Source organism: Salinimonas iocasae (assembly GCF_006228385.1).
Lineage (GTDB): Bacteria > Pseudomonadota > Gammaproteobacteria > Enterobacterales > Alteromonadaceae > Alteromonas > Alteromonas iocasae.
The window spans coordinates 1,896,346-1,915,857 of sequence record NZ_CP039852.1 but is presented as its reverse complement, the minus strand read 5'-3'; the positions used below and the strand labels follow the sequence as shown (position 1 = coordinate 1,915,857).

Below are 19,512 nucleotides of genomic sequence, written 5' to 3'. Positions count from 1 at the left end.
GTGTATGTGCGGAAGACTTAATGTGACAGACTCAGCCGGCGTGCGCGCATTATGCGAGCAGCTGGATATTCAGTTATGGCCGGAAGACGGCATGCGGTTTTCTCGTTTCATACGCGCCACAGACAGAGTGTCGATTGTGTTTAGGGCTGACGGTGACAAACAAAAAATGATTAATGCTATATGGTGGTTATTGCTGGAAAAAGCGGCCCCTGATGGCCAATTCAAACCTTCCCGTTACACCTCTTTTAACACCCGGTACGATAAGCTGAATAAACGTGGTAGCGCCGGTTACCAGTCTTACAGAAGTCAGCGTTGTGTCATACCAGCGAGTGGGTTTGGCGAAACAATCTCTATAGACGGTAAAAAATATTACCATGATATGATGGTTGAAGATGATGATGCCCTGGTGATGGGAGGCTTGTACCGTACCTGGCAATACACCACCGCGTCAGGTCAGACGCAGACAGAATTTTCCTGCTCAGTGGTCACACTGCCGCCTCACGATAAATTGCAACATATTCATAAAAAAGCCAGTCCGCTTATGCTTAGTCTTAAAGACGGTAGCGTGCAGGACTGGCTTGATCCGACCCGATTTCCCGAGTCGCTCGATTATTTGCTGACACCAAAAATACGTCAGTCGATGAGTGCTTTACCTGTCGATAAACCTTCCACCTACCAGCCAATAGGTGAAAGTACACTCATTAGCGCAGACGGGTAGTATCTCCACGCCTGCGACGTATCATTGCAACGCCGGTCAGTACCAGAAGAATATAGCTCTGAATGGCACCGCCACCGCCACTACCACTCTGGCTGCGATTTTGTGTGGCAGCCGGAGAAACCGATATCGTTGCTGTATCAGAGGCCTGATTTCCAAAGCTGTCTGTAACGGTAACCTGAAGTGACAAATCTGTCGGTTCGCTAACCTGCGGAGCGGTTACTGTCACTGTATCTGTTGTAGCATTTGATAGTGTTGCATTTGCTGATCCTGTCAGTGCCCACTGAAACTGCAGGTTATCTCCATTAGCGTCACTAGCTGTAGCGGAGATTTGACGAGACTGACCTGCAGTCATGGCTATAACATCACCACCTGAAATCGTCACCTGTGGAATTGCTTCAATCTGTACACCGGTAAACAGAGCAGCCTGTTCTTCGCGTGTACCCTGTACATTGGTAATGTCTGATACCACCTGAATATCAAATAGACCGGGTGACGCCGCATCTGTTACCCGTGCCTCAAACTGCAGCTGGGCAACAACCTGAACTGATGCATCGAGTGGATAAACACAAACTGCCTCACGCTGCATACCCGACGCTGCAGAAGTCTGCCACAACGATTTTCCATTGTTCACCGCAAAAGCGGGCCCCTGGGAATGCGCGCCGTCATAGGCCATAACCATTGATGGTACCGACGCATCGTCACCGGGTCGCAATAACAAAGCTACTTTATGCTCAGATTGCGTATCATGCCATTGGATAACTGACGCTCGCTGCTCGTTGTTAAGCACGCGAGTGGCGATACTTCTGGCTGCTTCAGAAGGTAAATAAAACGGGCTGATCTGGCGTGTAGCAGTGAGAGTCTCCGTTTCGCTCTGTTCGATATCCTGCAGGGAAAGTGTAGGGTCAAAACTTACTTTACCGTTTTGAGTGACAGTCAAATGTGTCAGTGACTGGCCGAGATACGATACAGGCGTCCGGAACGTTTTATATTGCTGGTCATCCGGCACCTCAGGGGCCCAGGAAAAGAATGGCGTTATTTGATCGGCACTTTCCTGGCATTGTAAGTCGGTGGCGGCGGTTGTAACTGCAACCTGCCGCTCTGGTGTTTCTACCGCTGTCTGCAAAACCTCCCAGACAATCTGGTTTTCAGTGACCGACGATGCGCCGGTAACACTGCTGGTATCCAGCGCCAGCGAATCAGGCATCGTTACTTCAATCAGATAATTACGATCCTGGTTTGTATCGTTGGTAATGACATTTACCGTAAAGGGAATGATATCGCCTTCAGTGACTCTGGCCGGCGATTCAGATGTCAGATAAACATCATCCCGATCTCTGACCAGGTCAACAGTACTAAAACTTACATCACCAATCGCATTGGCATCACTACTAAGAGCAAAGGCACCGTAGAACCGATCACCAATGACAGCATCAGGAAGTGCCCAGGTTAGTCGTAAATCAAATTCTTCTTCAGCTGCTACAGAATCGGGGCCTTCAACTACCAGGTTGGTTTTAAGCGTGCTGTCCAGTACGCCGGTAAACAGTGTAAAGTCATCCTGTGAGGCACCCGAGCCAGCCCAGTTTTGAACCGCTACCCAGTAATCGCCCGGTTCAGGGCGCTCCAGGCTGATATACTCTGTCACATTAAAAGACGTACTTTCAGCAATAATTTCAGATGCTTCTGGTATGCCATTCTGATTTTTATCGTGTATCACAAACAGGTCCATGTCATCGGCACTGGAGTCAGTAATCTCTGCTACAAGGCGTATATCTGAGCTGGTCAGTGTGAGTGGCAACAAGTACACACCATCACTGGTGTCGTCAAGTAACTCACTGTTATCTGAATCCGGGGCAAGTGTTTCGACCGTTTTTGTTGCTGGGGTAAAACCGTAGGAAGAAACCGTGAACTGACTGATTTCCGTTGTATAAACATCTTCAACCAGCAAACTGTCAAAGTTACGATGTGCTTCGATATCAATTGCATCCGGAATGGTGCCGTTACTGGCAAAGGCCACCACAGGGATATGAAGGACGGAATTGTCGTTTCCGGTTAGCAAGATCTGACCAATGCCGCGTTGATTATTACTCAGCGACTCGGTATTCATTTCAACGGTAAGCGTTTGTGACTCTCCCGATGCCAGTGAGAAGGAAGATGGCGAAACTGATACATCAAAACTGCTATCCTCACTACTTGCCTGGACAGTCCAGGTACCATCACGGGTTGCTGTTACGGTGCGCTGCCAGCTACAACGATTAAAGCACTCACTGTCTATTACTGATGGCATGTTCAGGCTACGTGGTTCACCACCCAGTGACGGATCAGCGTTGCGGTAGCGGGCAGTGGTTTCGTTCATAACGAGTGAGCTTTGAATCGCGGCATCTACCTGAACACGGCCGGCACCCATATCAAACCAACTGGCGGCACGGCCGCTGTTACCAGTCTGCACTTCGGTCTGCGCGGTTAGCATCATGGCGGAGCGAATTTCATCGGGTGTCCACTCAGGGTGTGCGGATTTAATCAGCGCAGCTGAACCGGCAACATGCGGGCTAGCCATTGAGGTACCCGATAAATACGCAAAGTCAGCCGGAGCAGGGCCTGTGACATCATGCCCATAATGCTCGTCAGAAAACGCAGCAAAGATATCAACACCCGGTGCAGTCAAATGAGGCGTAAGTGTGCTGATGAGTGAGTTTGGACCGCGAGATGAAAAGTCAGCAACGATATCAGCAGCATCGGGATCGACTGAAATACCGCCATCAGCAGCCGTTATCGTTGCAACATGGCCACTGCCTGACGCCAGCCAGCTCTTTAGTCTTTCAGCATCCTGTGCATCAATATGGATTCCGGGAATCACGTAAGTATCGTTCGCAAGATTAGTGGCGCCGCCCTCTACATTCGCCAGTACATATCCGCCTGCACCACCGGCCGCGACATGCTTTGCTTTATCAATGCGCGCGATATCCCCTCTGTCACAAACGACTATCTCGCCATCAAATGTACCATCAGGATAGGGCTGAAGACATTGTGCAGGATCATTACCCGGGTCATTGGGGTTTGGCACGTCGCCGGCGTAAATAACCGGTGCGCGTATTTGCCCGGTATTGCTGGAACCGGTCATCGGCGCCGGGGTGATGGTTCCACCTGAAAAGTTCTGAATTTGCTTTTCATAATCGACCAAACGCCCGTGCGTAGTAGCACCGACAACGGTCATCCACGGAGATTGCTTTTCTGTTGTAAAATCATCGGGCCCCGAGTTACTGGCCGAATGTGAGGTGAAAATACCGGCACTGTGAGCGGCAAGCCAGGCTTCATTGACTGCACCGGTCCAGGGATCACCATCACCGGATATTGAAAAGTTAATAACATCCACCACGCCAGAGGCGATAGCATCTTCTATAGCTTTTGCAATGACTGAGTCGTAACAGCCATTGTAGGTATCATCATCCTCGCCAGGCAGACATACCTGGAAAGACACAACATTGGCATGGGGCGCCACGCCAGAAATTTGCTCATAGACAAAGCCCGATTCAATACCGTCGCTTTGTGTTTCCCCGGCATCTGGCAATACTTCAGCAACATCTCTTAAAATATTACCTGCAGCAATGGCTGCTACGTGTGTACCATGCCCATTGTAGTCTTCACCATTGGCCGGAAGGGCTGTTTCAAAGACCTCGGTGTCAGTATAGACCTCTGTTATTGCAGAATAACTGTACACGCCGATAAGTTTATCGTTACATAACTGCGCAAATCCATTGGCACAATCGCCCAGATAGTTGCCGGAGCCTAACGGGTTGGAATGGTTATAATCATCGTCGCCAATATCTGCAAAGGAAGGGTGGTCAGTGTTAATGCCGGTATCCAATATCGCTATTGTGATACCTTCACCCAGTGTGGCTGAGGTATTACCTGCAGATCCGGCCCATATGTTATCTGCCCCGATTAGCAGCGGCCCGGTATCAGTGTTAAGCGAGCGAACTTTATCAGCCTCTACTTCTGAAATACCTGCGATATTGCGCAGCATACGGGCTTGTTCATCACTGGCTTCTATAGCGATACCGTTTATTGCATAGTGATAATGACTAAGCACTTTGAAGTTACCCACCTTGCGGTACATAATATCAATTATCTGCTTTTGTTCCTGTTTAAGCGTGTTAACGTACTCGACCACATTACGGTTTTGATGAACAGACTCAGACGAGGTGTAAGGGACTAATGCGCTCAGCTGATTTTTTTGCGCACCCACAATGTTCTGGTGATATTGCACAGCCGAGGGACCGTCAAATCGGACAATATAAACTCGGGAACCGGCGTTTTCTACGGTGCTGGTTGACCGTACCTGGTTGAAACTGGTCGGTTTACCTTCTGAGACAGGCTGCAAAGGTTTGAATTCGCCAGGCTGTGCGGCAACGCTTCCTGCGGTACCGACAGTAAGTAACAGGCTCGCTAAGGTGGTCATCATCGACGTCAAAATGCAACTCCATAAACTGATGAATCGATTATCATTTCACTATACCAGTTCAAACATTAATAGTTGATGAATAATCCAACATCAAATTAACCGGGATTGATTACATTACCGTATTCATGCAAAAAAGGATGAAAATGTTAAATAATATGGAGATAGTTTAATGGGTAGTTAATTTTTTAGGACGTTAATCCTAATTAAGCCCATTATAAAAGGATAAAGTATTTTCTTTTGCCGCGATTCGATTCGTAAATAGCAAGGTCTGTGAATCGAACATGCTCTAGCATAGACCACCATTACCTATTCGTTTTTTACCTCAACTCAACAAGAGGGATTCATAGTGCAAGACAGAAATCATCTGGCACGGGTAGAAACCACCCATCAGGTACATATTATTGAAAATGGCCTGATTGATATACCCATGCTGCAAATTCTAAAGCCTGATGGCACGCTGCACGATGAGGCACAGGAACCCGCGCTGAGCGAAGATGTTGCCCGTAAAATGTATGACACCATGGAATATATCCGGGTGCTTGACGAACGTATGATCGGTGCACAACGACAGGGTCGTATCAGTTTTTATCTGGCCTCTACCGGTGAAGAAGCCGCTGCAGTAGGCAGTGCCGCTGCGTTATCGCCTGACGATATGATCATGTCACAATACAGAGAGCAGGGCGCACTGGCATATAGAGGTTACACAACCTCTCAGTTTATGAACCAGATGTTCAGCAACGAAAAAGATCCTAACAAGGGTCGCCAGATGCCTATTCACTATGGTGATAAAGCGCTTAACTTTATGACCATTTCTTCTCCGCTGGGCACACAAATTCCACAGGCTGCAGGTTATGCATACGGTCAGAAAATGGCCGGAAATGACGCCGTTACCATTTGCTATTTTGGTGAAGGTGCTGCTTCTGAAGGCGACTTTCATGCAGGCCTGAATATGGCTGCCGTGCTGAAATGCCCGGTCATTTTCTTCTGTCGGAATAATGGTTATGCCATTTCAACACCTGCTGATGAACAGTTTGCCGGTGACGGCATCGCATCACGCGGGCTGGGTTATGGTGTTAAAACGATTCGGGTAGATGGTAACGACCCTCTGGCGGTATTTGCGGCTACCAAACGTGCCCGTGAGCTGGCCTTGGAAGAGCGCTGCCCGATATTGATAGAGGCAATGACTTACCGTCTTGCTGCGCACTCTACCTCTGATGATCCTACAGGTTACCGTTCGCGTGAAGAAGAAGATAAATGGCGCGCTAAGGATCCGATTCAGCGTATGGCTAAATGGTTGCAGCAAAAAGGCTGGTATGACGAAGCCGCTAATAAGCAACTGATTGATGAGACACGCCAGGAAGTGCTTAAAGCGCTTAAAGAAGCAGAGAAAGTCTCAGTTAATCCTATCGAAGACATCGTTAACGACGTCTATGACGAAGTGCCCTGGCATTTGAAAGATCAGCTGGATAATCTTAAAGACCATATCCGCCAGTATCCTGACGCCTATCCGAAAACATCAGGGAGAGTGAAGTAATGGCGAAAATGAATCTTTTACAAGCAATAAACAGCGCCTTGATTACCGTTATGGATCAGGACGAGCGAGTTATGGTTTTTGGTGAAGACGTGGGCCATTTTGGCGGCGTATTCCGTGCCACCAGTAACCTTCAGGAAAAATACGGTCGCGATCGTTGCTTTAATACACCTTTGACCGAGCAGGGCATCATTGGTTTTGCAAACGGTCTGGCGTCTCAGGGCTCTGTGCCGGTTGCCGAAATTCAGTTCGGTGACTATATCTTCCCGGCATTCGACCAGATTGTGAACGAAACGGCGAAATTCCGCTATCGCTCAGGTGGCCAGTTTTCTTGTGGTACGCTGACTATCCGCACACCGTACGGTGGTGGCATCGCTGGTGGTCATTATCACAGCCAGTCGCCAGAAGCATTTTTTGCCCACTGCCCGGGTCTGAAGATAGTTATTCCTCGTAATCCTTATCAGGCAAAAGGCTTGTTATTGGCCTCCATACGGGACGACAACCCGGTACTGTTTTTAGAGCCCAAGCGCTTATACCGTGCATCGGTTAGCGATGTACCTGAAGAAGATTATGAACTGCCTTTAGGTAAGGCTGATACCGTACAGGAAGGGAGTGATATCACACTACTTGGCTGGGGTGCACAGATTGAAATTCTGCAAAAGGCTGCAGATATGGCACTGGAAGACGGTGTTTCCTGTGAAATTATCGATCTTCGCTCAATACTGCCGTGGGATGCTGATGCTGTTGCAGAATCAGTGATGAAGACCGGTCGGTTGCTTATCAACCACGAAGCGCCACTGACAGGTGGGTTTGCCAGCGAGGTGGCAGCAACTATTCAGGACCGTTGTTTCTTATATTTAGAAGCACCTATTGCGCGCGTATGTGGTTTGGATACACCGTACCCATTGGCGCACGAAAAAGAATATATGCCAGATGAGCTTAAAACATACGAAGCCATCAAACGTACAATGAAGTACTAGGGGCCCGGAATGACAACAGAATTTATTTTACCGGATATCGGTGAAGGAATTGTAGAGTGTGAATTGCTCGAATGGTTGGTTGCCGAAGGTGACACCATTGAAGAAGATCAGCCGGTTGCCGAGGTTATGACTGATAAGGCAACCGTACAGATCCCGGCAATGCATGCAGGTGTAGTGAAAAAGCTGCATTATAAGGTCGGCGATATTGCCAAGGTGCACGAGCCACTTTTTGCTATGGAAATTGAAGGTGATGCAAGCGCAGACAGCGCGCCGGCACCTTCATCAGAGGATAGTTCGCAAGCCCCTGCAGCAGAAGAAGAAGTACCTGGCCGCGAGAATAACGCTGCTCAGGACAAGGCGAAGGAATCATCAGGTGCGAGCAGCCAGATCGAAGACTTTATCCTGCCTGATATAGGCGAGGGCATCGTCGAGTGCGAGATTGTTAAGTGGCACGTTGCTAAAGGCGATACCATCGCCGAAGATCAGCCTGTTGTTGAAGTTATGACTGACAAAGCGATGGTTGAAATACCGGCCAAACACGCCGGCGAAGTTCATGAGCTTTATTATAAACAGGGCGACATCGCGAAAGTTCACGCACCTTTGTTTGCCCTGGTAGTTGAAGGTGATAGCGACAGTGCATCGGGTAACTCCTCTGACTCAGATTCCGGGGCGGCAAAAAATACCGGCGCGGATAAGTCAGCGGCAGCACGCGAAACCGGGAAGGCTCCATCAGAGCAGAATCAAAAATGGCCGGATGGCGACTTTGAACCACCTGTTGAAATCCCCGGGCGAGTATTAGCAAGTCCGGCAGTTCGCCGCGTAGCCAGAGAAAAAGACATCGACCTTACAAAGGTCGAGGGTTCGGGTAAAAAAGGCCGAATCCTCAAGCAGGATGTGCTTGATAACGGCGGTTCAGCAAAAGTTACTGGCAAGCAGGATAGTGGGTCTTCAGAGAAACCTGAACAAGCGCCTGCAAAGCAGTCAGGTGGCGTCACGACAGAGCCTGTAAAAGGTATCCGCGCAGCGATGGCCAAACAAATGACTGCTTCAGTGCAAACCATTCCTCACTTTACGGTCAGTGATGAATTGCAGATGGATGCGCTGATGGCCTTGCGCAGTGACTTAAAACCGGTCTTTGCTGAAAAGAATGTAAAGCTTAGCTTTATGCCATTTTTCGTCAAAGCCCTGTCGCTTGCGCTAACTGAATTCCCAATTATAAACAGCCAGCTAAACGATGATGCTACGGAGTTATCCTACTTCGATGATCATAATATTGGCTTTGCGGTTGATTCAAAAATTGGTTTGCTTGTGCCTAATATTAAGCGGGTTCAGGATCTGAGTTTGTTTGAGATTGCTCAGCAAATGCAGGATATTATCGACAAAGCCAGAGAAGGAAAGCTCGGCGGCGATATGCTCAAAGGCGGCACTATCAGCATCTCAAATATTGGTGCAATTGGCGGAATGACGGCAACGCCTGTCATTAATAAGCCTGAGGCAGCCATTGTGGCGCTGGGTAAAACACAAAAGCTACCGCGCTTTGACGAAAACGGCAATGTCAACGCTCAGCATCTTATGCAGGTAAACTGGTCGGGCGATCACCGTATCATCGACGGTGCTACCATGGTTAAGTTTAATAACCTTTGGTGTAGCTATCTGTCGAATCCTACCAGTATGCTTATGCATTTAAGGTAGTCTGTAAAATACCAGGAGTGCATTTCAATATGTGCTCTTGGTATTTACCCCCCGGCAAAGGTAATATAGCGAAATATGCTTACTCGCAGGGATTTTTGTGCTTAGTTACCGTCACGCTTTTCATGCAGGCAATCATGCCGATATTCTTAAACACCTGGCATGGTTGGGTGTTATTTCTCATCTGAAACGCAAAACCAAACCTTTTGTTGTATTTGATACACACGCCGGTGCAGGCCAGTACGCGCTTAATAGCGACCAGGCACAGCTTAATCGCGAGTATGACAGCGGTATTACCAGGTTAGAGAATGTTCAGCCAGCCAGTGCGCTGCTTTCAGATTATATGTCGGTGGTGACACCGATGATAGAAGCTGGTATTTATCCCGGTTCACCAGGATTGACTGTCCGGACAATGCGGGGCCAGGACGCAGCACATATGATGGAATTGCATCCTTCTGAGTTTCCTGCATTACAGACCAATCTTGCCCCGTTTACCACTGCACAAGGTCAAAGCGGTAGTATTCATCTACACCATCGTGACGGGTTAGAAGGACTGGTCGCCATGACACCGCCGACGCCAAATCGTGGCGCAATACTTATCGACCCCCCGTACGAAGTAAAAAATGAATATAAACAGGTAGCAGATACCTTAAAAGCCGTGTTTCAACGCTGGCAGAATGCGCAGGTTGTCGTGTGGTATCCGCTTCTGTCTGAGCGCGCAAAGGAAAAAGCTGAGTTGTGTCTGAACATGGTGCACGAAATTTCAGCTTTAGGTAAAAACTGCTTCAAAGCAGAATTCACAATAACTGAAAATACACATGATGCCGGCATGTATGGATCAGGCGTATGCATTATTAATCCAGCCTGGCAGCTTGATGAGCACCTTACTCAGTCAATGAAAGAAGTGTGCAAGGCGATGGGCCCCGAAGCCGGCTTTTCTCTTGAATGGTTAAAACAAGAGGAAGCATGACTGACCACGCCGGCGCACTCAAACACTTTTATATTCCTGAAGAGCAGTCGATTTACCTGCTCAGTCACGCTGATGCAAAAAAGCTTAAAGACTGGGTCAACCTGTGTATTGAGCAGCTTTCGCAGCTTGGTTATACCGACATTGGCTTAATAGGAAAGGGAGCGTTCGGCTTTGTGTTTGCCGGAAATGCCGAGTCCGGTGCCCGACATGTTTTCAAGTTTTCCAGAATCACCCTGCCGCAGCATGTCAGAGACCGGCTTGAAGATGAGGCATTTATGTTGTCTCAGGTCAGTCATCCGAATGTTCCGCCGCTTATTGCATTTCAACAGGTAAGAAAACAGGCAATATTAGTTATGCAGCGCGCAGAAGGCGACGATCTTGAGCAACTGAGCCTTCAGGCTGGTCCGCTACCAGCACGGATTATCGTTAAAATTACAGTACAGCTGGCGCGCATCCTTATCGCTTTGCGCACTAATACACAGCAAAAAGAACCTAAGCCGATTGTTCATGGCGACATCAAACCTTCCAATCTTGTCTGGGATCCAATCAGTGAGCGTGTGCAGTTGATAGACTGGGGGTCATCGGTGTTTGCTCAACTGGACAATGACGGGCAGTTTGTGGTTTCAAATGTAATGGACCTGATGTCTTCAGATATGCAGCAAACCAACGCGCGCCTGGGTGATGTCTACTTTATTGGTGATGAGCAGTTAAATGGTGCGCTGTCTTCACCAAGGTTCGATGAGCAGGGTCTGGCCAGTACTGTCTACGCGCTGGCGTCCGGTCAATCAAGCCGCTTCGGCCGAAAAGTGATAACGCCACAATCCCTTGGCTTACCTAAAATGCTGGCTAATATTTTATCGTATATGCTCAGCGATAACCCACAGGAGCAGCGCTCAGGGGCCGATTACCTGTTTGCTCATCTTCACGTGTTAAACCAAATGGTTTTCGGCGATGACAAGCCAGTCAGACTGGCCCCCTTGATACCTGTCTGGGTAGGCAGTGAGCCTAAGGATATTGAGACGGTTGTTTACAGTTCGCGTAAGTCATATCTTCGCCAGCACGCGCCTGAAGCGGATGCCCAGCTTAAATACATTAACGATGCGCAATTTGAGCGGTACTATAAAAACTACCTCATGGGCATGGGCGAAACAGAAAAAGGTTTTATCGCTGCAGTAAGCAGACTGGGCAAGTTTCCGGTCGTGGGGGGGATGGCAATTCGCTGGGAACCCGATGGGGTTTATGTCGATTCAAGCCTGAATCTGTACGATGAAAACAGACAGGCAGCATTTGAACAGTCGGTGAATAATGTCATCAACCTGGCCCGGGCCGTTCATCGCTCAGGAATTTTTAAATGTTGTATGTTCAATGCAAAAGATACGATACACATTGAAAGGGAATCGCAGGATGATAACTTTATACCTGACGCTACCTGTGAGATTCCTTTTGAACTTTCCCGCGTACCGGCAGTAAAGGATACCAGTCGAACGCATTCATACTTTGAAGATGGTGAAGATCCTGATGAGCTTCTTAAGTTACCCGATGCAATCATGCATCGCCTTGAGCAACTAAATACAATTCATCACACCGGATGTATCATTTTTGAGGCGTTACCAGCCCATCTTAAAATTCATAGTTATTACATGCTACTCGACCATAGTCAGAAGGCGCTGTTTGAGCAGCTACTGGCTGATATTGTAGAAGCGGTACCGAAAATTCGGGGACTGGGGATTTCCGGCTTTATGAAGCTACCGTACAAAGATACTCGCTTTTTTGAGCACCGGGCACAGCAACCTGAACGTTATTATCCCCGCAATCCCAAAGTTATTAGTGAAACGGAGTAGAGAAACCATGTCTGAGGTTAAAATGTCCTCGTTGTTTGAACTGGAGTCCATCGAGAAAGGTTTATTTCGGGGACAAAGCTGGGATCTTGGGTTTCGGGCCCTGTTTGGTGGTCAGGTGTTGGGTCAGGCGCTCGCCGCAGCACATAACACGGTTGATGATGATCGTGTCGTTCACTCGTTTCACACCTATTTTCTTTTGCCAGGCGACGCAAAGAAACCCGTTGTATACGATGTGGAAGTTGTGCGTGACGGGCGTAGTTTTTCCGCCAGACGGGTTAAAGCGATTCAGGATGGTCGAAATATTTTTTATATGACTGCATCATTTCAGACGGTCGAAGAAGGTATGACGCACCAGTACGCCGAAATGCCAGACGTGCCTGACCCGGAATCGCTGGATTCGGACATTACTTTTTATGAGAAAAACTACGAAAAATTGTCAACCAGCATGCAGGAAGCACTGAGCTACCATAAGCCTATCGATATTCGGACTGTAGATGCAGCAAACTCCTTTAAGGCTCAGGCCAGAGAGCCGGTTCGCCATGTCTGGCTCAAGGCCAGAGACGAAATGGATGATAACCTGGGGTTGCATCAGGCCACGCTGGCTTATGCCTCAGATTACCACTTTTTAAGTACCGCATTGCGGCCCCATGGTATTGCAGTTTCCGATAAAGGCCTTCGTATGGCCACCATCGATCATGCGATGTGGTTTCACCGCCCGGTAAATTTAAATGACTGGCTTTTATATGCCATGGAAAGCCCGTTTTCCGGTAACAGCCGGGGCATTGTAAAGGGCCAGATATTTAACCGGGCAGGGGAGCTGGTCGCCAGTACCATGCAAGAAGGAATGATCCGTAAAAAGGATAAATAACGAGAATGATATATCAGCTGAAAGATAAAAAACCGCAGGTAGGTGAGCAGGTTTACATAGCGCCCGGCGCACATGTCATTGGTGATGTTACGCTTCAGGCTAATGTCAGTGTCTGGTTTAACGCGGTCATTCGTGGTGACTGCGATAGCATCGTTATTGGTGAAAAAACCAATATACAGGATGGCAGTGTGTTGCATACCGACCACGGTGTAAAACTACAGGTCGGTAACGGGGTGACCATTGGCCATAAAGTTATGTTGCATGGCTGCACTATCGGCGACTATAGCCTGATAGGTATCAATGCGGTGGTTTTGAACGGCGCGCGTATCGGCAAGTATTGCGTGATTGGCGCGAACACGTTAATCACCGAAAATATGGAAATACCTGATTATTCACTGGTCGTCGGTTCCCCTGGAAAAGTTATTAAAACCCTGGATAAAGACGTTGAAAAAATGTTGGAACAGTCAGCAGCGCATTATGTGGAAAATGGTCAGCACTTTGTAGAGCACCTGCAACTGGCCCGCGATCCTGCTGCTTATTTATAACAATTTTAGTCGCCCATAAAAAATGCCCAGAACTTGCGTTCTGGGCCTAGGGGAATGGCTCATTGCTGAGCCGTGCGCTAACTTTTGCAAAGGGAGAAGTACATGCAATTGTTTACAGCCTATTAATAGTAGACCACAATTGCTCAATTTATAAACAATTTTTTATGAATTTTTTTTGACACCCTGATAAGTCAAATGTATTTCAAAACCATCATGGCCACAAGCGTTTTCTGGGCCGGTCCGATCACTTCGAAAATCACGCTTCAATAAGCACAAAATTTATTCACAAATTCCATTACGCAAGTCTGCCGTTATGGATCAACATGTTGTTTTTTAGTGGTATTCACTGCATTGATAGTGAAGATAGCTGCATTGAGCTTTTACCCATATGTTGTCACAATCAATTTTTGTCTGAATGTATTAAGGAACAGTTATGGATCACGCCACCTTTATCCCACCTGAACGCACGCTGATGGGCCCCGGTCCTTCGGATGTCAGCCAGCGGGTACTTAACGCTATGGCGCGACCAACGGTTGGTCACCTGGATCCGCTTTTTATCGACCTGATGGACGATATTAAAGGTTTGTTGCAATATGCATTTAAAACAGACAACCCGCTTACTATGCCGGTCTCTGCTCCCGGTTCCGCGGGTATGGAAGCCTGCTTTGCAAACCTCGTGGAACCGGGTGATAAGGTGCTGGTGTGCGTTAATGGCGTATTTGGTCAGCGAATGGTGGAAAATGTGACTCGCTGTGGCGGTCAGGCACTGGTTGTAGAAGACGACTGGGGCAAACAAACAGATTTACAAAAGGTTGAAGATAAATTAAGTGCGCATCCTGATATTAAGATTCTGGCATTTGTGCATGCTGAAACCTCTACGGGCGTCCGTAACGATGCACAGCAACTGTGCAAACTGGCCCGTCAGTATGACTGTCTGAACATTGTTGATGCAGTAACCTCTCTGGGAGGAATCGAGCTTGATGTTGATGGCTGGGGCATTGATGCTGTTTATTCCGGTTCCCAAAAATGTCTTAGCTGCGTGCCAGGTATCTCGCCGGTGTCTTTCGGCCCTCGTGCTGTAGAGCGCATTCAGAATCGCAAGGTACCGGTACAAAGCTGGTTTCTGGATATGAATCTTATCATGGGATACTGGGGTAAAGGGGGCAAGCGGGCTTATCATCACACTGCACCGGTTAATAGCCTGTATGCGCTCCATGAGTCTCTGTTAATGCTCAAAGAAGAAGGACTAACTCAGGCCTGGCAACGGCATCAGCAGGGTCACCAGAAGCTGTATAAGGGATTAACCGATTTAGGCATCAGTTTTGCCGTTGACGAGTCATACCGGTTGCCACAACTCAATGTTGTTTCTATTCCTGATGGGGTAGACGACGCGGCAGTCAGAAAACACCTTCTTGATGAGTTTAATCTTGAAATTGGTGCGGGGCTGGGCAATCTTGCCGGAAAAGTCTGGCGAATAGGCTTGATGGGATTCGCCTGTAAAGATCGCAATATTGACCACTGCGTGGCCAGTATCGCAAAGGCTATTCGGCAACCCTGCGTTTAGCGTATCCGTGTCGAGGAGCGTACCCGCATAAAGTTTACGCGGGTACGATAGCGATGATGCACCAGCCAACAATAAGCGCCAGCGCAAAACTAAACAGTGTTCCAAGCATCATATACTCGGTAAGACGCATATCTTTGGCCTTAGACAAATCGCCTACCCGGAAAACCGTTTTGGTGGCGACCAGAAAACCCAGGCCGGTGTACTGACCAACCAGAATAAATGACAGTGCCAGTACGCGCTCAACGTATCCAATCCAGCGGCCTGCATCACCCAGACTCTGATTCTCTGCACTAGCCAGTACTTTGGTGTGCCTTGCCAACACCTGCGCAATAAGAATGCTGGCCGGATTAAGTACAACGATATAGCCTAGTATATACAACAATGTGTCGGGCTGTATCAGCATCGCTGCCATCTCACTAACCTGCGCTACGGTGACGCCCGTTATAAACGCCGATACAGTCACTATTACAACAATATGCGCCACCTGATCAAAAATAAACGCGCTGAGGCTATGGTGCCCTGATTTAGCCCAGTCGATGAGCCAGTGTGTCAGTGCTATAAGTAATCCCCACATTATGGCAGATACCATTCCGATACCCGCGATATAAAGCGCCACCGTGGCTAGCACGAAGTGGATCAGGCTGTGTTTGTATAATGCGCTGGCTTTTAAGCCCCTCGCATGGCGATTTTCAATCCAGGCGCGCGGCTGTAGATAAAAATCACCAATAAAATGTGCAGTAAGCAATAACAATAAAACTGTCATTTATACGGGTCCATCCTCGCTGATTAATTGTTGTGTGTAGGCTATGAATTCCGGCAAAAGCTCGGCACCGGCAGCGCGCAGTCTTTCACTGATGTTCTGACGGGAGGTAGATAACTTTTCTGCCAGATATTGGTGGGTGGGGAAGTCGTTTTTGACATAATCGTACAGCAGACTTATCTGGCTGGTATTCAACCGATTTAATATATAGCTTAGCTGGTGACATATGACTGGCAGGGCAATTATCTTTTTATCGGTGACATTTATCATCAGTTGGCCGCTGCGCAGCGAATCAAGGGTTCTGCCAGCCAGAATATACGTATCGCCATTGGCTTTTCCCGGGTCGGTGCCGGTAACAGTACCCGGGCCCAGTGCAAGGCTGATAGTACATTGTAACGGCAAACCGGCTTGCTCGCTGGCAAGCCATAGTTTAATTTCAAGTAGTAGCTTTCCTGCTGTGTCCGGGTGTCTTGTGGCTATCTGGAACTCATCGCCCCTGTAAACAGAGTAGATAAAATTATACTGCTGTTTCATTTCTTCCAGGTAGTGCTCAAGCGCAGCCAGCGTGCTTTTGTACTTTGCAGCAGTCAGCTGACTTGACCCCACAAGGTCGACATTCATCACAGCAATCATAAGCCGTTTCCTTTTATTACCACTCACCGGGCAAGGTTATATGCTTGCATTATTAATTGCAATCCTGAAAGGTTGCCTTTGATTGGTTTGATCGTATGGTTTCGTGCGCTTTCTGATACACTGCCCAAAAGAACGAAAAACAACAAGCAGTAATGATTCATAAAATTTGGCTTTCTTTTATTCTTGCAGCATTCATCGCAACCTGTGCACAGGCGGTGACCGGAGCCGGAAGTGCCGGCTTTGAGCAAGTGATGACGGCGGTAAGCAGCATGGCAGGACTAAGTGTCGATATCGCCATCGGGTTAATCGGAGTACTGGCGTTCTGGCTAGGCATTTTCGAGGTTGCCGAGAAATCCGGGATGATACAAAAATTTGCACGCGTTTTGTCACCGCTGCTTTGCCGGATTATGCCTCAGATACCACGAGACCACCCCGCACTGGGTAGTATTACCATGAACCTGTCAGCAAATGTAATGGGACTTGATAATGCCGCGACGCCTTTCGGCATTCGTGCCATGCAAGACATGCAAAAGCTGAATAACACACCTGATACACTGACAAACAGCCAGATTTTATTTCTGGTACTCAATACTTCTTCTGTCACTTTATTTCCAATTGCAGTGTTTTTGTACAGGGCAGAGCAGGGTGCCGCACAACCAACCGATGTGTTTATTCCTATTTTGCTTGCTACCAGTGCATCAACCTTCGTGGGCGTGCTGGTGACCGCCATGGTTCAGAGAATCAATCTCTTTGAAAAAGTAATTGTATTGTATGCTACAGCTTTGTTTGCTGCCCTGACCGCTGTGGTTCTTTATTTTTCAACACTTGCTGCAGACCAGCTGGCAAGCCAGTCCTCTGTTGTGGCAAATTTTTTATTATTAAGCTTTGTTGTTGCGGTGCTATTAGCAGGTTACCGAAAAAAACTTAACACCTATGAGTTATTTATTGACGGTGCGAAAAAAGGGTTTGAGGTCGCTGTTTATCTGATCCCTTATTTACTGGCTATGCTAATCGCTATCGGGATGCTGCGCGCCAGCGGCGTACTTGACTACATATCTGATATGCTGGCAACTGGCGTAGCGTTAATGGGCGGCGATACACGTTTTGTAGAAGCTATTCCTACCGCATTAATGAAGCCCCTGTCAGGGAGCGGAGCACGCGCATTAATGATAGAAACGATGCAGTATCAGGGGGCAGACTCATTCGCAGGCCGTCTTGCTTCTGTACTGCAGGGTTCTACAGAAACAACCTTTTATGTGCTCGCTGTGTATCTGGGGGCTGTTGGGATTAAACACGCCCGCCATGCGGTAGCTTGCTGTCTGGCTGCTGATGCAGCAGGTATACTTACTGCGATAACAGTAAGTTACTGGTTTTTTGGTTAACGGTTCATTCATCTGTCGTTCACACTCGTGATTGCATAGTGACAGTCACAACGTAGTAATGAAGCATATTTAACTATTACAGGAGCAAAACCTATGCGAACCCCGGCTATCAAAAATATCGCGCGCACTGCGCTGGTTATTATGACACTAAGTTTTTCAAGTGCAGGCGTCGCGCAACAACAGACGACAACACCTCCGGTATCACAGATTCAGGTACAGGGTACTGGTAGTGTTGCAGTAACCCCGGATGCATTTAGCGTAACCTTTATCCTCGAACAAAAAGGGGAAACGGTCAGTAAACTGAATACACAACTGCAAAACCACCTGAATCAGTTAACTGACTTTCTAACAGAGCAAGGTGTACCCGCCGAGCAAATCCAATCCATGCAGGTAAGATTGTCACCCTGGTACGAAAACACGTCGCAGGGCCGTAAACAGCAGGGATTTGTTCTTGCCCGCGAAGTGTCGGTTACGCATAACCAAATTGATCAATATGACCGGATTATCGATGGGGCCCTCAAGCGGGGTGTAACCCGAATCAGCCAGTTTGAGCTTGTCTCACAAAATCAGCAGGATGCTTACCAAAAGGCCTTGATAAACGCTATCAGTGATGCCAAATCACGTGCAGGGGTCATTGCTTCAGAACTGGACGTAAGTGTAGGAAGCGTAATCAGTGTTACCCAGCAGCACGGCGGTATGGTATTTTCCACAGGCAGAGCAAGAATGGCGATGGCTGATGAGTCTGCGGCCATGCCGGGACAGCAACAGATAGAAGCAAATGTAAATGTTATTTTTGCATTAGATGCAGTTAAAAACGGAGAGCAATAGTGTCACAAAGTGAGTATGAACGGTTAGCCGCGCAGGCTGAAGCACTGGTAAGCGGCGAGAAAGATTTAATCGCCAATATGGCAAATATCAGTGCGTTACTGTTTAACCATCTTGAAAAGGTAAACTGGGCAGGCTTTTATTTGTATAAGGAAGACCAACTGGTGCTTGGGCCGTTTCAGGGGCAGCCTGCCTGTATTCGTATCCCGATGAACCAGGGCGTTTGTGGCACCGCTGCTGCAGATAAAAGTACCTTAGTAGTCGAGGATGTTCACGCTTTTGATGGCCATATCGCCTGTGATGCTGCATCCAATTCTGAAATTGTTATACCTTTAGTAGTAAATGATCAGTTAATTGGCGTACTGGACATAGACAGCCCTGAATTCGGCCGCTTTACAGACGTGGATAAAGCCGGACTCGAGAAAATAGCCAGAATGCTGGAAGCAACGCAAGTATGAAAGATAATGTAGACATTCATGTGGTTTTAGCGACACCTGAGGATATGGATGATCATCATTCCGATCCCCATGAGGCCGCGGAGCGTTTAAATTTTATTTTGCACGCTATGTATGACAAAGCCGATGAAGACATCGATACTGGCAGGCTTGAACGAATATTGCACTACACTTGGGAAGAGTGGCATCAAAATGCCAGTTTATTAGACATTGAAGATGATGAATTGCTGGATTGGGTTGACCACACGCTGGCAACTTGGGATGATGCGGATAATTCGGATTTTTACTAACT

General features: G+C 47.9%; 16 protein-coding genes. 13 read left to right on the top strand and 3 right to left on the bottom strand.

The window, feature by feature from the left end; genetic code table 11:
- Window positions 1–4: 4 nt before the first annotated feature.
- Window positions 5–718 (top strand): SOS response-associated peptidase family protein, encoded by a 714-nt coding sequence (locus FBQ74_RS08380; RefSeq protein ID WP_139756246.1) that lies wholly within the window; start codon window positions 5–7, stop codon window positions 716–718.
- Here FBQ74_RS08380 and FBQ74_RS08375 read toward each other — a convergent pair.
- Window positions 702–5,177 carry a S8 family serine peptidase gene (locus FBQ74_RS08375; RefSeq protein ID WP_232372006.1) on the bottom strand — a complete coding sequence of 1,492 codons (4,476 nt, stop codon included), beginning with the start codon at window positions 5,175–5,177 and terminating at the stop codon, window positions 702–704. The two genes, FBQ74_RS08380 and FBQ74_RS08375, sit on opposite strands and share 17 nt — an antisense overlap.
- A 346-nt stretch (window positions 5,178–5,523) precedes the next feature.
- On the opposite strand from FBQ74_RS08375, the gene FBQ74_RS08370 reads away from it, so the two are divergent.
- The 8 genes from FBQ74_RS08370 to FBQ74_RS08335 all read left to right on the top strand — a co-directional run bounded on the left by FBQ74_RS08370 (window position 5,524) and on the right by FBQ74_RS08335 (window position 15,165).
- A complete protein-coding gene (locus FBQ74_RS08370; RefSeq protein WP_139756244.1) occupies window positions 5,524–6,711 on the top strand; it encodes a thiamine pyrophosphate-dependent dehydrogenase E1 component subunit alpha in 1,188 nt (395 codons plus the stop codon).
- Complete coding sequence (locus FBQ74_RS08365) at window positions 6,711–7,688, top strand: alpha-ketoacid dehydrogenase subunit beta (protein WP_139756243.1); 978 nt, start codon at window positions 6,711–6,713, stop codon at window positions 7,686–7,688. The genes FBQ74_RS08370 and FBQ74_RS08365 overlap by 1 nt, the downstream gene beginning before the upstream one ends.
- Window positions 7,689–7,697: 9 nt before the next feature.
- Window positions 7,698–9,380 carry a dihydrolipoyllysine-residue acetyltransferase gene (locus FBQ74_RS08360; RefSeq protein WP_139756242.1) on the top strand — a complete coding sequence of 561 codons (1,683 nt, stop codon included), beginning with the start codon at window positions 7,698–7,700 and terminating at the stop codon, window positions 9,378–9,380.
- Between the two features lie 97 nt (window positions 9,381–9,477).
- Entirely contained in the window at window positions 9,478–10,347 is an 870-nt protein-coding gene (locus FBQ74_RS08355) for a 23S rRNA (adenine(2030)-N(6))-methyltransferase RlmJ (protein ID WP_139756241.1), read from the top strand.
- The gene (locus FBQ74_RS08350; protein WP_139756240.1) at window positions 10,344–12,188 is read left to right on the top strand and encodes a protein kinase domain-containing protein; all 1,845 of its coding nucleotides are present in this window, start codon (window positions 10,344–10,346) and stop codon (window positions 12,186–12,188) included. The genes FBQ74_RS08355 and FBQ74_RS08350 overlap by 4 nt, the downstream gene beginning before the upstream one ends.
- Window positions 12,189–12,195: 7 nt before the next feature.
- The gene (gene tesB / locus FBQ74_RS08345) at window positions 12,196–13,056 is read left to right on the top strand and encodes an acyl-CoA thioesterase II (RefSeq protein WP_139756239.1); all 861 of its coding nucleotides are present in this window, start codon (window positions 12,196–12,198) and stop codon (window positions 13,054–13,056) included.
- Window positions 13,057–13,061: 5 nt separating this feature from the next.
- Window positions 13,062–13,601, top strand: a complete 540-nt coding sequence (locus tag FBQ74_RS08340) for a gamma carbonic anhydrase family protein (protein WP_139756238.1) — start codon at window positions 13,062–13,064, stop codon at window positions 13,599–13,601.
- A gap of 433 nt (window positions 13,602–14,034) precedes the next feature.
- A complete protein-coding gene (locus FBQ74_RS08335; protein ID WP_232371993.1) occupies window positions 14,035–15,165 on the top strand; it encodes a pyridoxal-phosphate-dependent aminotransferase family protein in 1,131 nt (376 codons plus the stop codon).
- A gap of 34 nt (window positions 15,166–15,199) precedes the next feature.
- Here FBQ74_RS08335 and FBQ74_RS08330 read toward each other — a convergent pair whose 3' ends face one another.
- Window positions 15,200–15,928, bottom strand: coding sequence for a DUF3307 domain-containing protein (locus tag FBQ74_RS08330; RefSeq protein WP_139756237.1), 729 nt, complete (start codon window positions 15,926–15,928; stop codon window positions 15,200–15,202).
- Window positions 15,929–16,558: a hypothetical protein gene (locus FBQ74_RS08325; RefSeq protein ID WP_139756236.1), complete on the bottom strand. Its 630-nt coding sequence runs from the start codon at window positions 16,556–16,558 to the stop codon at window positions 15,929–15,931.
- Between the two features lie 152 nt (window positions 16,559–16,710).
- Here FBQ74_RS08325 and FBQ74_RS08320 point away from each other — a divergent pair, with 152 nt between their 5' ends.
- The 4 genes from FBQ74_RS08320 to FBQ74_RS08305 all read left to right on the top strand — a co-directional run bounded on the left by FBQ74_RS08320 (window position 16,711) and on the right by FBQ74_RS08305 (window position 19,510).
- Complete coding sequence (locus tag FBQ74_RS08320; protein WP_139756235.1) at window positions 16,711–17,940, top strand: nucleoside recognition domain-containing protein; 1,230 nt, start codon at window positions 16,711–16,713, stop codon at window positions 17,938–17,940.
- A gap of 93 nt (window positions 17,941–18,033) precedes the next feature.
- Entirely contained in the window at window positions 18,034–18,768 is a 735-nt protein-coding gene (locus FBQ74_RS08315) for an SIMPL domain-containing protein (protein ID WP_139756234.1), read from the top strand.
- Window positions 18,768–19,223: a GAF domain-containing protein gene (locus FBQ74_RS08310; protein WP_139756233.1), complete on the top strand. Its 456-nt coding sequence runs from the start codon at window positions 18,768–18,770 to the stop codon at window positions 19,221–19,223. Before FBQ74_RS08315 ends, FBQ74_RS08310 begins: the two co-directional genes overlap by 1 nt.
- Entirely contained in the window at window positions 19,220–19,510 is a 291-nt protein-coding gene (locus FBQ74_RS08305) for a hypothetical protein (protein ID WP_139756232.1), read from the top strand. Before FBQ74_RS08310 ends, FBQ74_RS08305 begins: the two co-directional genes overlap by 4 nt.
- Window positions 19,511–19,512 lie beyond the last annotated feature (2 nt).

What these genes read in the sequence shown, in the direction of transcription:
- FBQ74_RS08380 (WP_139756246.1), top strand. Translation starts at nt 5, where the DNA reads ATGTGCGGAAGACTTAATGTGACAGACTCAGCCGGCGTGCGCGCATTA.
- FBQ74_RS08375 (WP_232372006.1), bottom strand. Translation starts at nt 5,177, where the DNA reads ATGATGACCACCTTAGCGAGCCTGTTACTTACTGTCGGTACCGCAGGA.
- FBQ74_RS08365 (WP_139756243.1), top strand. Translation starts at nt 6,711, where the DNA reads ATGGCGAAAATGAATCTTTTACAAGCAATAAACAGCGCCTTGATTACC.
- FBQ74_RS08360 (WP_139756242.1), top strand. Translation starts at nt 7,698, where the DNA reads ATGACAACAGAATTTATTTTACCGGATATCGGTGAAGGAATTGTAGAG.
- FBQ74_RS08350 (WP_139756240.1), top strand. Translation starts at nt 10,344, where the DNA reads ATGACTGACCACGCCGGCGCACTCAAACACTTTTATATTCCTGAAGAG.
- tesB (WP_139756239.1), top strand. Translation starts at nt 12,196, where the DNA reads ATGTCTGAGGTTAAAATGTCCTCGTTGTTTGAACTGGAGTCCATCGAG.
- FBQ74_RS08340 (WP_139756238.1), top strand. Translation starts at nt 13,062, where the DNA reads ATGATATATCAGCTGAAAGATAAAAAACCGCAGGTAGGTGAGCAGGTT.
- FBQ74_RS08335 (WP_232371993.1), top strand. Translation starts at nt 14,035, where the DNA reads ATGGATCACGCCACCTTTATCCCACCTGAACGCACGCTGATGGGCCCC.
- FBQ74_RS08330 (WP_139756237.1), bottom strand. Translation starts at nt 15,928, where the DNA reads ATGACAGTTTTATTGTTATTGCTTACTGCACATTTTATTGGTGATTTT.
- FBQ74_RS08325 (WP_139756236.1), bottom strand. Translation starts at nt 16,558, where the DNA reads ATGATTGCTGTGATGAATGTCGACCTTGTGGGGTCAAGTCAGCTGACT.
- FBQ74_RS08320 (WP_139756235.1), top strand. Translation starts at nt 16,711, where the DNA reads ATGATTCATAAAATTTGGCTTTCTTTTATTCTTGCAGCATTCATCGCA.
- FBQ74_RS08315 (WP_139756234.1), top strand. Translation starts at nt 18,034, where the DNA reads ATGCGAACCCCGGCTATCAAAAATATCGCGCGCACTGCGCTGGTTATT.
- FBQ74_RS08305 (WP_139756232.1), top strand. Translation starts at nt 19,220, where the DNA reads ATGAAAGATAATGTAGACATTCATGTGGTTTTAGCGACACCTGAGGAT.